Origin of the sequence: Variovorax sp. W2I14 (assembly GCF_050435205.1) — a bacterium.
GTDB classification, from domain to species: domain Bacteria; phylum Pseudomonadota; class Gammaproteobacteria; order Burkholderiales; family Burkholderiaceae_C; genus Variovorax; species Variovorax paradoxus_C.
In genome coordinates this window covers 6,253,265-6,268,841 of sequence record NZ_JBNDJX010000001.1, presented here as the reverse complement: position 1 = coordinate 6,268,841, position 15,577 = coordinate 6,253,265, and the positions used below count along the sequence as shown (strand labels likewise).

15 protein-coding genes are annotated in these 15,577 nt (G+C 67.8%); 11 read left to right on the top strand and 4 right to left on the bottom strand.

Features of this window, described 5'->3' with window-relative positions; genetic code table 11:
• Window position 1 precedes the first annotated feature (1 nt).
• The 3 genes from QF040_RS29250 to QF040_RS29240 are packed head-to-tail and all read right to left on the bottom strand — an operon-like array spanning window position 2 to window position 2,353.
• Complete coding sequence (locus tag QF040_RS29250) at window positions 2-850, bottom strand: fumarylacetoacetate hydrolase family protein (protein WP_429613869.1); 849 nt, start codon at window positions 848-850, stop codon at window positions 2-4.
• Window positions 851-875: 25 nt separating this feature from the next.
• The gene (locus QF040_RS29245) at window positions 876-1,622 is read right to left on the bottom strand and encodes an SDR family NAD(P)-dependent oxidoreductase (RefSeq protein WP_429613868.1); all 747 of its coding nucleotides are present in this window, start codon (window positions 1,620-1,622) and stop codon (window positions 876-878) included.
• Window positions 1,619-2,353: an SDR family oxidoreductase gene (locus QF040_RS29240; protein WP_429613867.1), complete on the bottom strand. Its 735-nt coding sequence runs from the start codon at window positions 2,351-2,353 to the stop codon at window positions 1,619-1,621. Before QF040_RS29240 ends, QF040_RS29245 begins: the two co-directional genes overlap by 4 nt.
• Before the next feature lie 126 nt (window positions 2,354-2,479).
• On the opposite strand from QF040_RS29240, the gene QF040_RS29235 reads away from it, so the two are divergent.
• The 11 genes from QF040_RS29235 (at window position 2,480) to QF040_RS29185 (ending at window position 14,516) form a co-directional block, all read left to right on the top strand.
• Entirely contained in the window at window positions 2,480-3,187 is a 708-nt protein-coding gene (locus tag QF040_RS29235) for a FadR/GntR family transcriptional regulator (protein WP_429613866.1), read from the top strand.
• 46 nt (window positions 3,188-3,233) lie between these two features.
• Window positions 3,234-4,244: a sialic acid TRAP transporter substrate-binding protein SiaP gene (locus QF040_RS29230; RefSeq protein WP_307646578.1), complete on the top strand. Its 1,011-nt coding sequence runs from the start codon at window positions 3,234-3,236 to the stop codon at window positions 4,242-4,244.
• Between the two features lie 15 nt (window positions 4,245-4,259).
• Window positions 4,260-4,820, top strand: coding sequence for a TRAP transporter small permease (locus tag QF040_RS29225; protein ID WP_429613865.1), 561 nt, complete (start codon window positions 4,260-4,262; stop codon window positions 4,818-4,820).
• A 32-nt stretch (window positions 4,821-4,852) separates the two neighbouring features.
• The gene (locus QF040_RS29220; RefSeq protein WP_013539270.1) at window positions 4,853-6,250 is read left to right on the top strand and encodes a TRAP transporter large permease; all 1,398 of its coding nucleotides are present in this window, start codon (window positions 4,853-4,855) and stop codon (window positions 6,248-6,250) included.
• 2 nt (window positions 6,251-6,252) lie between these two features.
• A complete protein-coding gene (locus QF040_RS29215; protein ID WP_307601892.1) occupies window positions 6,253-7,779 on the top strand; it encodes a UxaA family hydrolase in 1,527 nt (508 codons plus the stop codon).
• Between the two features lie 112 nt (window positions 7,780-7,891).
• Window positions 7,892-8,920, top strand: coding sequence for an ABC transporter substrate-binding protein (locus QF040_RS29210; RefSeq protein ID WP_307646580.1), 1,029 nt, complete (start codon window positions 7,892-7,894; stop codon window positions 8,918-8,920).
• 6 nt (window positions 8,921-8,926) lie between these two features.
• A complete protein-coding gene (locus QF040_RS29205; RefSeq protein ID WP_429613864.1) occupies window positions 8,927-10,438 on the top strand; it encodes a sugar ABC transporter ATP-binding protein in 1,512 nt (503 codons plus the stop codon).
• A gap of 124 nt (window positions 10,439-10,562) precedes the next feature.
• The gene (locus QF040_RS29200; protein ID WP_429614710.1) at window positions 10,563-11,477 is read left to right on the top strand and encodes an ABC transporter permease; all 915 of its coding nucleotides are present in this window, start codon (window positions 10,563-10,565) and stop codon (window positions 11,475-11,477) included.
• Window positions 11,474-12,472: an ABC transporter permease gene (locus QF040_RS29195; RefSeq protein ID WP_429613863.1), complete on the top strand. Its 999-nt coding sequence runs from the start codon at window positions 11,474-11,476 to the stop codon at window positions 12,470-12,472. The genes QF040_RS29200 and QF040_RS29195 overlap by 4 nt, the downstream gene beginning before the upstream one ends.
• Before the next feature lie 40 nt (window positions 12,473-12,512).
• Complete coding sequence (locus tag QF040_RS29190; RefSeq protein ID WP_429613862.1) at window positions 12,513-13,454, top strand: SMP-30/gluconolactonase/LRE family protein; 942 nt, start codon at window positions 12,513-12,515, stop codon at window positions 13,452-13,454.
• A 3-nt stretch (window positions 13,455-13,457) separates the two neighbouring features.
• Window positions 13,458-14,516 carry a malate/lactate/ureidoglycolate dehydrogenase gene (locus tag QF040_RS29185; protein WP_429613861.1) on the top strand — a complete coding sequence of 353 codons (1,059 nt, stop codon included), beginning with the start codon at window positions 13,458-13,460 and terminating at the stop codon, window positions 14,514-14,516.
• Window positions 14,517-14,519: 3 nt separating this feature from the next.
• Here QF040_RS29185 and QF040_RS29180 read toward each other — a convergent pair whose 3' ends face one another.
• The gene (locus QF040_RS29180) at window positions 14,520-15,401 is read right to left on the bottom strand and encodes a DMT family transporter (RefSeq protein ID WP_429613860.1); all 882 of its coding nucleotides are present in this window, start codon (window positions 15,399-15,401) and stop codon (window positions 14,520-14,522) included.
• Window positions 15,402-15,577: the final 176 nt, after the last annotated feature.

Genomic DNA, 15,577 nt, shown 5'->3' with positions numbered 1-15,577 from the left:
ATCAGAGCTTGAAGGGAATCACTTCCTGGCGTTGTTCGCCCAGGCCTTCGATGCCCAGCGTGATCACGTCGCCCTTCTTCAGGAACAGCGGCGGCTTCATGCCCATGCCGACGCCGGGCGGCGTGCCGGTGGTGATCACGTCGCCGGGCATCAGCGTCATGAACTGGCTCACGTAGCTCACGATCTTGGCGACCGTGAAGATCATGGTCTTGGTGCTGCCGGTCTGCACGCGCTGGCCGTTCAGGTCGAGCCACATCGAGAGCTTTTGGGGGTTCTCGATTTCATCGCGCGTCACGAGCCACGGGCCGAGCGGGCCGAAGGTGTCGCAGCCCTTGCCCTTGTCCCAGGTGCCGCCGCGCTCGATCTGGTATTCGCGTTCGCTCACGTCGTTGATGGTGCAGTAGCCGGCCACGTAGTCGAGCGCGCTCTTCTGCGAAACGTAGCGCGCCTGCGTGCCGATGACCACGCCGAGTTCGACTTCCCAGTCGGTCTTGACCGAGCCCTTGGGCAGCATCACCGGATCGTTCGGGCCCTGGATGCAGCTCGTGGCCTTCATGAAGACCACGGGTTCCTTGGGCACCGGCAGGCCCGATTCGGCCGCGTGGTCCGCGTAGTTCAGGCCGATGGCGATGAACTTGCCGACGTTGGCGACCGGGCTTCCGAAGCGCGGCTTGCCCTTGACCAGCGGCAGCTTGTCGAGCTTCACCTTGCGCAGCTTGGCGATGGCGGCATCGCCGAGCTGGTCGGGACCGATGTCCTTGACGACGGCGCTCAGGTCGCGCAGCTTGCCTTCGGCGTCGATGAGGCCGGGCTTCTCCTTGCCGGGGTTGCCATAGCGGACGAGTTTCATGCTTTCCTTTCAGTGCATTGAACGATCAATAAGTGGAGCGGCCACCGGAGAGGTCGAAGACCGCGCCGGTGGAAAAAGAACAGTCTTCGGTGCAGAGCCAGCCGACCATCGCGGCCACCTCTTCCACGGTGCCGAACCGGCCCATGGGGATTTTCGACAACATGAACGCGATGTGCTCGGGCGTCATCTGGTCGAAGATCGCGGTCTTCACCGCCGCGGGCGTCACGCAGTTCACGCGGATGCCGGTGTCGGCCAGTTCCTTGCCGAGCGACTTGGTGATTCCGATGACAGCGGCCTTGCTCGCGCTGTAGGCGCTGGCGTTGGGGTTGCCTTCCTTGCCGGCGACCGAGGCGATGTTGACGATGCGGCCATAGCCCTGCTTGCGCATCTGCCCCACCACTTCGCGGCAGCAGAGGAACACGCCGTTGATGTTGACCTCCATCACCTGGCGCCAGTCGTCCACCGGGTAGTCCCACAGCTTGACGTTGGGACCGGTGATGCCGGCGCTGTTGACCAGCGCGTCGATGCGCCCCGCATGCGCGAGCGTGGCGGCCACGGCCTTGGCGACCGAAGGCTGCTGCGACACATCGACCTTCAGCGCGAAGGCCTTGTCGCCCAGCGCCTCGGCGGCCTGGTTCGCGGCCGACTCGTCGCGGTCCCACAACGTGACGCTGCCACCCGACGCCACCAGCCGCTGCGCGATGCCGAAGCCCAGGCCCGTGGCGCCGCCGGTGATGACCGCGTGCCGGCCGGTGAAGTCGAGCTGGTTCATATCGTGATGCCGCCGTCGACGGTGAAGAACTGGCCGGTGGCGAAGATCGATTCGTCGCTCGCGAGGAACACGACCACGGGCGCGATTTCTTCGGCCTGCGCGAGCCGGCCCATCGGCTGGCGCGCGATGAAGGCCTTGCGGGCTTCCTCGGGATCGGCGTTGGCGTTGATGCGGTCGCCGAGCGACGGCGTGTCGACCGTGCCCGGACACACCGCATTGCAGCGGATGCCCTTGGTCACGTAGTCGGCGGCCACGCTCTTGGTGAGGCCGAGCACCGCGGCCTTGGTGGTGCCGTAGACGAACCGGTTGGGCAGGCCCTTCATGCTGGAGCACACGCTCGCCATGTTGATGATGCTGCCGCGCCCGGCCTTCAGCATGCCGGGCAGCACCGCCTGGATGGTCCACATCTGCGCGCGCACGTTGAGCGAGAAGGCGAAGGCCAGGTCGTCGTCGCTCGCATGCTCGATGGTGCCGTTGTGCACTACGCCCGCGCAGTTGAAGAGCACGTCGAGCGCGGGCAGCTTCGCGAACAGCGCGCCGATGGCGGCCTTGTCGAGCACGTCGAGCTTCACGGCCGTGACGTTCGCGACGCCGGCATAGCGCTCCAGCAGCTTCTCGTTGACGTCGGTGGCCCAGACCTGGGCGCCCTCGGCGGCGAGCGCCATCACGCTGGCGTGGCCGATGCCCTGGCCGGCCGCAGTGACGAGCGCAGTCTTTCCCTTCAATCGCATGGTGTCTGTCTCCAATTCGGGTTTGGCCCGATGGGTGACACGGGCGACACATCGTATTCTGAATTGGCCTTACCACTTGTCCAATTCAGGACAACCCTTAAACCCCGTTCGTTCATCCGCCCCCTCGTGCCCCTCCAGACCGTCGAACCCCAGCGCCTCTATCGCCAGATCGCCGATCAGCTGCGCGCGCTGATCGCCAAGGGCGAGTTCGCCGTGGGCGCCCGTCTCTCCGCCGAACGCGACCTCGCCAAGCAGCTGGGCGTGAGCCGCCCCTCGGTGCGCGAGGCGCTGATCGCGCTCGAGGTCGAGGGCTGGGTCGAGGTGCGCACCGGCTCCGGTGTGTACGTGCTCGACCGCTCGCACCGCGCCCCGGCACCGGTCGCGCCCACCGAGTGGGGCCCGCTGGAGCTGATCCGGGCGCGCCGCGTGATCGAGGGCGAAACGGCCGCCATCGCCGCCGCCGCGGGCAAGCGCAAGGATGTCGATGCGATGTCGCGTGCCATCGAAGTCATGCGCGAGATGGCCGACCGCAACGTGATGCCGCTGGAGGGCGACCGCGCCTTCCACCTCGCCATCGTCAATGCCAGCGGCAACACGGTGCTCGTGGAGACGGTGCAGAACTTCTGGGACTCGCGCAAGGGCCCGATCTTCACGCGGTTGGGCGGCTATTTCGAGAACGTGCCTTCCTGGCGCTCGGCCATCGTCGAGCACGAGGCCATCCGCGATGCGGTGGCCGCCCACGACGCAGAGGGCGCGCGTGCCGCGATGCATGCGCACATGGACAAGTCGCACCAACGATTCAGCGCGAGCTGGCGACGCGCGAAGCCTTCCTGATTCCTCGCCAGCATTTCTGCCAACTACTACAACGGAGACAAGCCACATGATCAGAGACAGCAAGAACAGCAAACGCACCGCCCTCAAGGCGCTCGCCGCCTGCGCCCTCGCAGCCGGTGTGGTGGGCCTTCCGGGCATCGCCTCGGCGCAGACCAAGCTCAAGTGGGCTCACGTCTACGAGACCTCCGAGCCGTTCCACAAGTATTCGGTGTGGGCAGCGGAAGAGATCAAGAAGCGCACCAACGGCAAGTACGACATCCAGGTGTTTCCGGCCTCCACGCTCGGCAAGGAAGCCGACATCAACCAGGGCCTGACGCTCGGCACGGTCGACATCATCCTGTCGGGCGCGAGCTTCGCGGGGCGCACCTACACGCCGCTGGCGATCTCGTACTTTCCGTTCATCTTCCGCGACGCGGAGCACCAGCTGAAGTACGCCAAGAGCGACGTGTTCAACGAGCTCGCCAAGGGCTACGACGACAAGAGCGGCAACCACATCACCGCGCTCAGCTACTACGGTGCGCGCCACGTGACATCGAGCGCCGCGCGCCCGGTGAGCAAGCCCGAGGACATGAAGGGCCTGAAGATCCGCGTGCCCGACGCGCCGGCCTACCTCGCCTTCCCGAAGGCGCTGGGCGCCAACCCGACGCCGATCGCCTTCGCCGAGGTGTACCTCGCGCTGCAGAACAACACGGTCGATGCGCAGGAGAACCCGCTGCCCACCATCGAGGCCAAGAAGTTCTTCGAGGTGCAGAAGAACATTTCGCTCACCGGCCACATCGTCGATTCGCTGCTCACGATCTGCTCGGGGCAGCTCTGGGGCAAGCTCTCGGCGGACGAGAAGAAGATCTTCACCGACGTGATGCAGGAAGCCGCCGAGAAGACCGGCCGCGAAATCATCGCCTCCGAAGTGCGCCTGGTCGAGGAGTTCAAGAAGAAGGGCAACAACGTGATCACGGTCGACAAGAACGCGTTCCGCGAAGCCGTGCTCAAGGCCACCAAGCCCACCGACCAGGGCTACCGCCAGCAGGACTACGACCGCATCCTGGCGATCAAGTGAACGCGTGATCCAGCCATGAGCGAACCTCAAAAGATCATCGACGACGAAGGCCACTTCCACGCGGAAGACGAGGTGGTCGACCTGTCGGACACCATCGCCGAAGGCTGGATCTCGCTGGCCGTCTTCTGGGTGCTGGGCCTCACGGTCTTCTACCAGTTCGTCACACGCTACGTGATGAACGACTCGGCCGCCTGGACGGAGGAAGTGGCGCGCTACCTGCTCATCGGCGTCGTCTTCATCGGCGCGGCGGTGGGCGTGGCGAAGAACAACCAGATCCAGGTCGACTTCTTCTACCGCCACATGCCGCGTGCCATGGGCCGCATGCTCTCGATGGTGGTGGACGTGCTGCGCACCGCCTTCTTCGTGGCGGCCGTGGTCATGACGTTGCAGATGATGATGAAGATCGGCAACCAGACGCGCATGACCCTCGTCGACCTGCCGATGAACGTCGTTTACGCGCTGTGCGTGTTCGGCTTCGCCGCGATGGCGTGGCGCTCGCTGCAGGTGCTGCGCATTCACTGGAAGCGCGGCTACAGCGTGTTGGAGCAACCGGAGTCGACGCTCTCCGACCGCTGACCCCGGCACCGCAACGACCCAGAAAAAGACCCATGCTGAAAATCATCTTCCTGTTCTTCATGGCCGGCGGCATTCCGGTGGCCATCGCCATGGCCGGCGCCTCGCTGGTCTACATCCTGGTGAGCGACAGCACGCTGCCGCCCTTCGTGGTGATCCACCGGATGGTGAGCGGCATCGACAGCTTTCCGCTGCTGGCAGTGCCCTTCTTCATCCTCGCCGGCAACCTGATGAACAACGCGGGCATCACCACCCGCATCTACAACTTCGCGCTCGCGCTGGTGGGCTGGCTCAAGGGCGGCCTCGGCCATGTGAACGTGCTGGGCTCGGTGATCTTCGCGGGCATGAGCGGCACCGCCATCGCCGACGCCGCGGGCCTCGGCACCATCGAGATCAAGGCGATGAAGGAGCACGGCTACTCCACCGAATTCGCCGTGGGCGTGACGGCCGCGTCGGCCACGCTGGGGCCGATCATTCCGCCGAGCCTGCCCTTCGTGATCTACGGAATGATGGCCAACGTGTCGGTGGGCGCGCTGTTCCTGGCGGGCCTCCTGCCCGGCGCGCTGCTGGCCGTTTTGATGATGCTCACGGTGGCCTACTACGCGCACAAGAACAAGTGGGGCGCGGACGTGAAGTTCTCGCGCACCCGCCTCTTCAAGGCACTGATGGAGTTGGCCGTGGTGATCGGCTGGCCGCTGCTGCTGTGGCTGCTGGTGGTCAAGCTGGGCACGCCGCCGCAGCTCACCGTGTTCGCAGGGCTGGCCTCGCTCTTCGTGCTCGACAAGATCTTCAGCTTCGAGGCGCTGCTGCCGATCATGACGCCGGTGCTGCTGATCGGCGGCATGACCACCGGCCTCTTCACGCCCACCGAAGGCGCCATCGCAGCCTGCGTGTGGGCCATGATCCTGGGCTTCGCCTGGTACCGCACGCTCTCGTGGAAGATGTTCGTGAAGGTGTGCCTGGACACCGTCGAGACCACGAGCACGGTGCTCTTCATCGTGGCGGCGGCATCGATCTTCGGCTGGATGCTGACGGCCACCGGCGTCACCACCGACATCGCAGCCTGGGTGCTGGGCTTCACCAAGGAGGCATGGGTCTTCCTGCTGCTGGCCAACCTGCTGATGCTCTTCGTGGGCTGCTTCCTGGAGCCGACCGCCGCCATCACCATCCTCGTGCCGATCCTGCTGCCCATTGCCACGCAGCTGGGCGTGGACCCGATCCACTTCGGCTTGGTGATGGTGCTCAACCTCATGATCGGCCTCTTGCATCCGCCGATGGGCATGGTGCTCTTCGTGCTGGCGCGCGTGGCGGGGCTGAGCTTCGAGCGCACGACGATGGCGATTCTTCCGTGGCTCGTGCCGCTCCTGCTGAGCCTGGGCCTCATCACCTACATGCCCAAGCTCGTGCTGTGGCTGCCCAAGATGTTCTTCTGACCATGACTCCCTATATCCGACTCCATCCCGCCGACGACGTCGTCATCGCGCGCTCGCAACTCCTGGGCGGCACGCTCGTCGAGAACGTGGCCGTGCGCGGCCTCATTCCACCGGGCCACAAGGTGGCGATGCGCGCCATCGCACAGGGCGAGCCCGTGCGGCGCTACAACCAGATCATCGGTTTCGCGAGCAAGGCCATCGCGCCCGGCGAGCACGTGCACACGCAAAACCTCGACATGGGCCCCGACAAGGGCGACTTCGAACGCGACTACGCCTTCGGTGCCGATGTGAAGCCCGCGCCCGCCAAGCGCGAGGCGACGTTCATGGGCATCAAGCGCGCCGACGGCCGCGTGGCCACGCGCAACTACATCGGCGTGCTCACCAGCGTGAACTGCTCGGCCACGGCCGCTCGCGCCATTGCCGATCATTTCTCGCGCCGGACCAACCCTTCGGCGCTCGCAGCATTCCCCAACGTGGACGGCATCGTCGCGCTGACGCACGGCACCGGCTGCGGCATGGACACCGAGGGCATGGGCATGCAGGTCCTCTCGCGCACGCTCACGGGCTACGCCACGCACCCGAACTTCGCGGGCGTGCTGGTCGTCGGGCTGGGTTGCGAGGCCAACCAGATCAACGCCTGGCTCGCGACCGGCCACCTGGCCGAGGGCGAGAACTTCCGCACCTTCAACATCCAGGACACAGGCGGCACGCGCAAGACGGTCGAAAAAGGCGTGGCGCTCATCAACGAGATGCTGCCGCGCGCCAATGCGGTCAAGCGCGAGCCGTGCAGCGCGGCGCACATCACCATCGGGCTGCAATGCGGCGGCTCGGACGGCTACTCGGGCATCAGCGCCAACCCTGCGCTGGGGGCAGCGGTCGACCTGCTGGTGGCGCACGGCGGCACGGCCATCCTCAGCGAAACGCCCGAGGTCTACGGCGCCGAGCACCTGCTGACGCGCCGCGCGGTGAAGCGCGAAGTCGGCCAGAAGCTGGTGGACCGCATTAAGTGGTGGGAGCACTACACCGAGATCAACGAAGGCGAGATGAACAACAACCCCTCGCCCGGCAACAAGGCGGGTGGGCTCACCACCATCCTCGAAAAGTCGCTGGGTGCGGTCGCCAAGGGCGGCACCAGCAATCTCGAAGCGGTGTACGAATACGCCGAGCCCGTCTCGGCGCACGGCTTCGTCTACATGGACACGCCGGGCTACGACCCGGTGAGCGCCACGGGGCAGGTGGCCGGCGGCGCGAACCTCATCTGCTTCACCACCGGGCGCGGCTCGGCCTACGGCTGCGCGCCCTCGCCCTCGCTCAAGCTCGCGACCAACTCGGCGCTGTGGCAGCGGCAGGAAGAAGACATGGACATCAACTGCGGCGAGATCGTCGACGGCACGGCCTCGATCCAGGAGATGGGGCAGCGCATCTTCGAACTGGTGCTGGCCACCGCTTCGGGCGCGCAATCGAAGAGCGAGCAGCACGGCTACGGGCAGAACGAGTTCGTGCCCTGGCAAGTCGGCGCAGTCATGTAACCCACACCGCCTGGGTGCCGCGCTCTGGCCAGCGCGGCATCGCACCACGTGGCATTCGCAGGAGACAAGCTGGAACCGGGACAGCGGCTTCAGTCATCGAAGGACAACACACATGAAGAAGATCCGACTCTCATCCACCGCACTGGCCGCCGCGCTCGTGCTGGGCGCCGCCGCACTGCACCTTCCGGCCCATGCGGCCGACACCAAGGCCAAGAAGATCGCGCTGTCGAACAACTTCGCGGGCAACTCGTGGCGCCAGGCCATGCTCAAGAGCTGGGACAAGGTGACCAAGGACGCGGTCGCCAAGGGCGTGGTGGCGCAGGCGCCGAGCTTCACGACATCGGAGAACCAGGCCACCGAGCAGGCCGCGCAGATCCAGAACATGATCCTGCAGGGCTTCGATGCCATCGTGATCAACGCGGCCTCGCCCACGGCGCTCAACGGCGCGGTGAAGCAGGCGTGCGACGCGGGCATCGTGGTGGTGTCGTTCGACGGCATCGTGACCGAGCCCTGCGCCTATCGCATCGCAGTGGACTTCAAGCAGCTCGGCGCGATGCAGATCGACTACTTCGCGAGCCGCGGACTCAAGGGCAACCTGCTCGAGGTGCGCGGCCTGGCCGGCGTGTTCGTCGACGACGAAATCCACCAGGGCATCACCGCGGCCGTGGCCAAGCGGCCCGAGTACAAGATCGTCGGCTCGGTGCACGGCAACTGGACGCAGACCGTGGCGCAGAAGGAGGTGTCGGCCATCCTCTCGACGCTGCCGCAGGTGGCGGCGGTCGCCACGCAGGGCGGCGACGGCTACGGCGTGGCGCAGGCCTTCAAGGCCGCGGGCCGCCCGACGCCGGTGATCTTCATGGGCAACCGGCAGGACGAGCTCGCGTGGTGGAAGGAACAGCGCGATGCCAACAAGTACCAGACCATGTCGGCCAGCATCGCACCGGGCGCCTCGACCTTCGCGTTCTGGGTGGCGCAGCAGATCCTCTCGGGCGCCAAGGTGCCCAAGGAGATGAAGCTGCCGATCAGCGTGGTGACGCAGGAGACGCTGGACGACGCGGTCAAGAAGACCGAGGTCGGCAGCGTGGTGAATGTCGAGTACTCGCAGAAGGAAGTGATCGACTTCATCGCCAAAGCCAAGTAAGCGGCGATGCAAGTCTCATCGCAAGCCCTCGCCGGCGAGGTGCTGGTCGAAGCGCGCGGCGCGGCAAGGTCCTTCGGCGCCGTCCAGGCGCTGCGCGGCGTCGACCTGCAACTGCGGCGCGGCGAATGCGTGGGCCTGGTCGGGCACAACGGCGCGGGCAAATCCACGCTGGTCAACATCCTGTGCGGCGCGCTGGCACCCGACCGTGGCGAACTGCACTTTGCCGGCCGGCCGGCGGACGGCGCCGCATGGAGCCTGCGCGAGGCGCGGCGCTGGGGCCTGCGCTGCGTGTTCCAGGAACTGTCGCTGTGCGACAACCTCACGCTCGCGGAGAACATGCGCATTGCGCAGCCGCAGTCGGCCGAATGGGCGTGGCGCAAGCGCGCGGGCGCGCAGTTGATGGCCACGCTGGATCGCATCTTTCCAGGCCACGGCCTGCGCCCCGACGACGTGGTGGGCGAGCTGCCGATCGGCAAGCGCCAGATCGTCGAAGTGGCGCGCGCATTCACGCCGGGTGCGCAGCCGCTCGAACTGATGATCCTGGACGAGCCGACCTCCTCGCTCGACGGGCAGGCGGCCGCGCAGCTGCTGGCCTACATCCGCAGCTTTGTGGCCGAGGGCAAGACCTGCGTGCTGATCACGCACAAGCTGCGCGAGATCTTCGCGGTGACCGACCGGCTGGTCGTGATGCGCGACGGGCAGGTGGTGCAGGCCACGCCGACCGCCGAGACCGACCGCGAGCGGCTGGTCTCCGCGATGGGGCAAGCGGTTGTCAACGACGCGCCGCAGGCCGCAGCGGCTCGCACGCGCACGGCCGGAGGGCACACGCAGACCGTGCAGGACGTGGTGCAGGTGCAGGCCTCCACGCAGCGCGGCATCGCCCTGCGTGCGGCGCGCGGCGAGGTGATCGGCCTCGCGGGACTGGCCGGGCACGGGCAGACCGCGATGCTGCTCGCGCTGCAGGAAGCCTCACAGCGCAAGAACACGGACGCGATGCGCGTCGAGGGCGACACCGCCTTCGTGGCCGGCGACCGGCAGACCGACGGCGTGTTCGCGCTCTGGTCCATCGCGCGCAACATGACGGTGGGCTGGCTCGCGCAGTTGCGCGCCCGCAGCCCGCTGATCGACCTGAATCAGGAACAGCAGCAGGCGCAGCAATGGCGCCAGCGCCTGGGCCTGGTCACGCCCGACATGGACCTGCCCATCGGCTCGCTCTCGGGCGGCAACCAGCAGAAGGTGCTGTTCGCGCGGGCGCTTGGCTCGACGGCGCCGGTGATCCTGATGGACGACCCGATGCGCGGCGTCGATGTCGGCACCAAGCGCGACGTGTACGCGCTCATCCGCGAGGAGGCGCGCGGCGGCCGCACCTTCGTCTGGTACACGACCGAGTTCGACGAGTTGCATCACTGCGACCGCGTCTATGTTTTCAGCAACGGGCGCGTGGTCGGCGAACTGGCCGGCGCCGACATCAGCGAGGAGCGCGTGGTGGCACTTTCATTCGAGGAGGCGGCGGCATGAGCGCCGCGCCGGGCCGCCCCAAGCAAGCTCGCTCCCGCTTGGCGGGAAGGCGCGCAGCGCCAAGGGTGCACCAGTGACGGGTGTTGCCCTGACGAACCACCGCGGCCCCGCGCGCCGCGTGGCGATGCTGCATGCGCTGCTGCCGGCCGTGGCGCTGGCGCTGCTGCTCGCGGCGGTGTTCCTGAAGCAGCCGCGGGCGATGTCCTACTTCGGCATCAACCTGCTGCTGAACCTCGCGATCCCGGTGATGTTCGCGACGCTCGCGCAGATGATGATCCTCGCGGTGAGCGACCTGGACCTGTCCATCGGCCCCTTCGTGTCGCTGGTGGCCTGCATCGGCGCCACGCTGATGCCGGAGCAGCCTGTGCTGGCTGTGCTGGCGCTGGTCGCGGCCGTGGGCGTGTATGCGCTCGCGGGCGCGGTGATCCAGGCGCGGCAGTTGCCCTCCATCGTCGTGACGCTCGGACTCTCGTTCGTGTGGCTCGGCTGCGCGGTGTTGCTGCTGCCCACGCCGGGCGGCACCGCGCCCGAGTGGCTGCGTTCGGCGATGAGCTGGCGCACGCCGCTCCTGCCGATGCCGATCTGGATGGCCATCGCCACGGCCATCGTGGGCCACCTGCTGATCACGCGCAGCGCCTTCGGCACGCTGGTGCGCGGCCTCGGCGGCAACCCCGGCGCCATCGCGCGTGCGGGCTGGAACATGGTGCGCGTGCGCGCCGGCGTGTATGCGATTGCCGGCGTGTTCGGCGTCTGCTCGGGGTTGATGCTGGTGGGTCAGGCGACCTCGGCCGATGCCAACATCGCATCGCGCTACACACTGGTGGCGATTGCGGCGGCGATCCTCGGCGGCGCGGAGTTCGCGGGCGGCAAGGTGGCGCCGGTGGGCGCGGTCATCGGTGCGCTCACGGTGACGCTGGCGGCCTCGTTCCTGACCTTCCTGAACATCGCGCCCGACTGGCAGGTGGGCATGCAGGGGCTGATCCTCGTGGCCGTGCTCGCACTGCGCGCCGCCATCGACCTGTTCGGAGGCAAACGATGAGCGCGTCCAACGAACGCGTCGCCACACACCCGACCACGACAGCGGCAGCGCCGCGATGGAAGCGCCTGGCCGGCAACCGCCCATGGCTGGGTTCGTGCGTGGCCGCGGTGCTGGCCTGGGCCGCCACGGTGTGGAGCGGCCACGGCCAAGGATCGGGCGATCTGCTGACCGCCGCGCTCGCGTTCTCGGCGTTCACCGTGCTGGTGTCGCTCGGGCAGATGCTGGTGATCAGCGTCGGGCCAGGCAATGCGGATCTTTCGATTCCATCGACCATCGCGCTCTCGGGCGCGGCCGCGATGATCGTGATGGACGGCAGCAACGCAATGCTGGTGCCGGGCCTGCTGGCCGCGACCGCTGTGGGCATTGGAGTGGGCCTCTTCAACTTCGGGCTGATCCGGCTGCTGCGCATTCCGCCGATCATCGCCACGCTCGCGGCCTCGCTGATCGTGATGTCGGTGGCCATCAACGTGGGGCGCGGCCTCAAGGTGAAGCCGCCGGCGCTGTTCTCGGACCTGATGTCGCAGCGCGTGCTGGGCATTCCGCTGGTGGCGATCGGGGCGCTGGTCGTCACGGTGCTCGTGGCCCTGATGCTGGAACGCACGGTGCTCGGCCGTTCGATCGCGGCGGTGGGCCAGAACCGCCGGGCCGCGCAGCTCGCGGGCCTGAAGGTGGAGCGCACGCGGCTCATGGCCTACGTGATCTGCGCCGGCCTCGCGGGCCTCACGGGCGCGCTGATCGCGGGCTTCTCGGGCGGCAACTCGCTGGACCAGGGGCAGGAGTACCTGCTCATGACCATCGCCGTCGTCGTCATCGGCGGCACGGCCGTGGCGGGCGGACGGCCCAGCGTGCCGGGGATCTGGGGCGCGGCCATGTTCATGTTCCTGCTGGTGGCGCTGCTCAACGCCGTCGGCGCCGGGCCGGGGCTGCGCATGCTGCTGACCGGCGTCATCATCATCGCGGTGATCGTGCTGGCGAGCGCTCGCCCCACGCGCTGAAGCCGCCCTCAACCTCTCACGCAAGGAAAGACACGCACCCATGGCCCGACCCCAAGACCTCCCCTTCGGCTTCCTGGAAGGCACCGGCTTCGAACGGCTGGATGCACGCTTCAACACCTGCATCCCCGGCCCCGAGCGCGTCGAGCGCCTCTGGACCGGCGCGCGCTGGTGCGAAGGCCCGGTGTGGTTCGGCGCGCACCGCACGCTCCTGTGGTCGGACATTCCGAACAACCGCATGCTGCGCTACGACGAGGTGACCGGCACGGTCGGCGTCTTCCGGGAACCGTCGAACAACACGAACGGCCACACGGTAGATCGCGAAGGCCGGCTCGTGAGCTGCGAGCACCTCACGCGTCGCGTGACGCGCACCGAGCACGACGGATCGATCACCGTGCTGGCCTCGCACTGGCAGGGCAAGCGGCTGAACTCACCCAACGACGTGGTGGTGCATTCGGACGGCGGCGTTTGGTTCACCGACCCGAGCTACGGCATCCTCTCGGACTACGAGGGCCTGCGCGCCGAAAGCGAGATCGGCGCGTGCCATGTCTACCGCATCGATCCCGCGAGCGGCGAGGTCGAGCGCATGGCCGACGACTTCGTGAAGCCGAACGGCCTGGCGTTCTCGCCCGACGAATCGCTGCTCTACATCGCCGACACCGGCGCGAGCCATCTGAAGGACGGGCCGCGCCACATGCGCCGCTTCAAGGTGGGCGCCGACGGCCGCAGTCTGAGCGGCGGCGAGGTGTTCGCCGAATGCACGAGCGGCATGTTCGACGGCTTTCGCCTCGACACCGAAGGCCGCATCTGGACCAGCGCGCTCGACGGCGTGCACGCCTACCACCCCGACGGCACGCTGCTCGGCAAGATCCTCCTGCCCGAGCGCGTGGCGAATGTCTGCTTCGGCGGACCCAAGCGCAACCGGCTTTTCATCTGCGCGACGACGTCGCTCTACGCCATCACATTGAACGCGAAGGGAATCTGATCCATGTCCAGAACACTGCCGGCCGACGGCCTGCAAACCACCGTCGCGCGCATCCTCGAAGCCGCGGGCAGCAGCACTGCCGAGGCGCAGCAAGTAGCCGCCAATCTCGTGCTGGCCAACCTGAGCGGGCACGACTCGCATGGCGTGGGCATGCTGCCGCGCTACATCGATGCGGTGGCCGAGGGCGGGCTGAAGCCCAATGCGTCCGTGAAGGTCAATCTCGACATCGGCACGCTGATGGGCCTGGACGGCCAGCGCGGCTACGGCCAGATCGTCGGCGTGCAGGCGATGGAACTGGGCATCGCGCGGGCGAAGCAGCACGGCAGCTGCATCTTCACGCTCGCGCATGCGCATCACCTGGGCCGCATCGGGCATTTCGCCGAGATGGCGACGGCCCAGGGGCTGGTGGCGATGCATTTCGTGAACGTGCTGTCGCGGCCGGTGGTCGCGCCGTGGGGCGGCGGTGACGGGCGCTTCGGCACCAACCCGTGCTGCATCGGCGTGCCGCTCGCGGGCGCGGAACCCTTCGTGCTCGACTACGCGACCAGCCGCGTGGCGCAGGGAAAGATGCGCGTGGCGCACAACAAGGGCGAGCAGGTGCCCGACGGCTACCTCATCGACGAGACCGGCGCGCCGACCAACGACCCGGGCGTGGTGGTCGTGCCGCAAGGCAACGGACTTTTCGGCGCGCTCATGACCTTCGGCGAGCACAAGGGCTACGGCATGGCGGTGGCCTGCGAACTGCTGGGCGGCGCGCTCACCGGCGGCGGCACCTGGCACCGGCCGGCGGACACGGCGCGCTCGGTGCTCAACGGCATGCTGACGGTGCTGATCGATCCGGCGAAGCTCGGAACGCAGAAGGCCTTCGACGAGGAGGCGCGCGAGTTCATCGACTGGCTGCGGCAGAGCCCGCCGGGACAAGGCTTCGACGAAGTGCAGATCGCCGGCGAGCCGGAGCGCAAGGCGCGTGCGGCGCGGCGGCAGGACGGCATCTGGGTGGACGATGCGACGTGGGGAGAGATCGTTGCGGCGGGCGCCAAGGTGGGCGTGGCCGTCGCCTAGGGTTCACCGGCGCGCGGTGCGCGACTTCTGCGCCAGCACGAGCGCGATGCCACCCAGGATCGCCACCGAGGCAGCCGCAAGCCGGGGCGTGATCGCCTCCGACAGGAACAGCACGCCGCCGAATGCCGCCAACAGCGGCACCGACAGCTGCACGGTGGCCGCCCGCATCGCCGACAACCGGCCCAGCGCCGCGTACCAGACGACGTAGCCGAGCCCCGACGTCAACGCGCCGGAGACCACGGCCAGCGCGATGCCGCGCGCATCGGCGTGCGCGTCTCTGACGAACACCAGGCTCAATGCGAAAGCCATCGGCACCGCGCAGAGGAAGTTGCGCGCGGTCGCGGCCAGCGGGTCGGCCACGCCCCGGCCGCGCAGCGAATACACGCCCCATGCCACGCCCGCCACTGCCATCAGCACCGCGCCAAGCAGCGGCGGCGCGGCAACGCCCGGCGACACCAGGTAGACAAGTCCGGCTGCCGCGAGGACAAAGCCGAACCACGCAAGCGCACCGAAGCGCTCGCCGCCGCCCAGGCCCGCGCCCAGCATCGTGAGCTGCACCGCGCCGAAGAGAATCAGCGCGCCCGTGCCCGCGGACAGGCTCAGGTAAGCGAAGGAGAAGAACGCGACGTATGCGAACAGCATGACGGCAGAGAGCCAGTCGGTGCGCCTGGGGGCGGACGGTTGCGTCCGGAACCGCACGACGAGCGCCAGCGTGATCGCCCCGGACGCGAGCCGGATGCTGCCGAAGCTGGCGGGGTCGATGCCGCCGTGTTGCAGCGCGAGCCGGCACAGCAGCGAGTTGGCCGCGAACGCGACCATGGCGACCGCGGTGAGCGCGACCGTGTGCAGAAGAAGAGCCGGGCGGGTGGCGGCACCGTCAGGCATGGCGCGCCCCAGGCGGTCGATGGCCGCGGTCGCGCGGGCTGGGGGAAGGACAAGCGTTCATCCGAACCTCCGATCCAGAGGTCATGCGAAATGGGCTTGTCACCGCGACATCACGTGGCGGCAAGGGAAGAATTCATCGTACGCGCCGCAAGGGGCCGCGTCGAGTTCGGCATTGC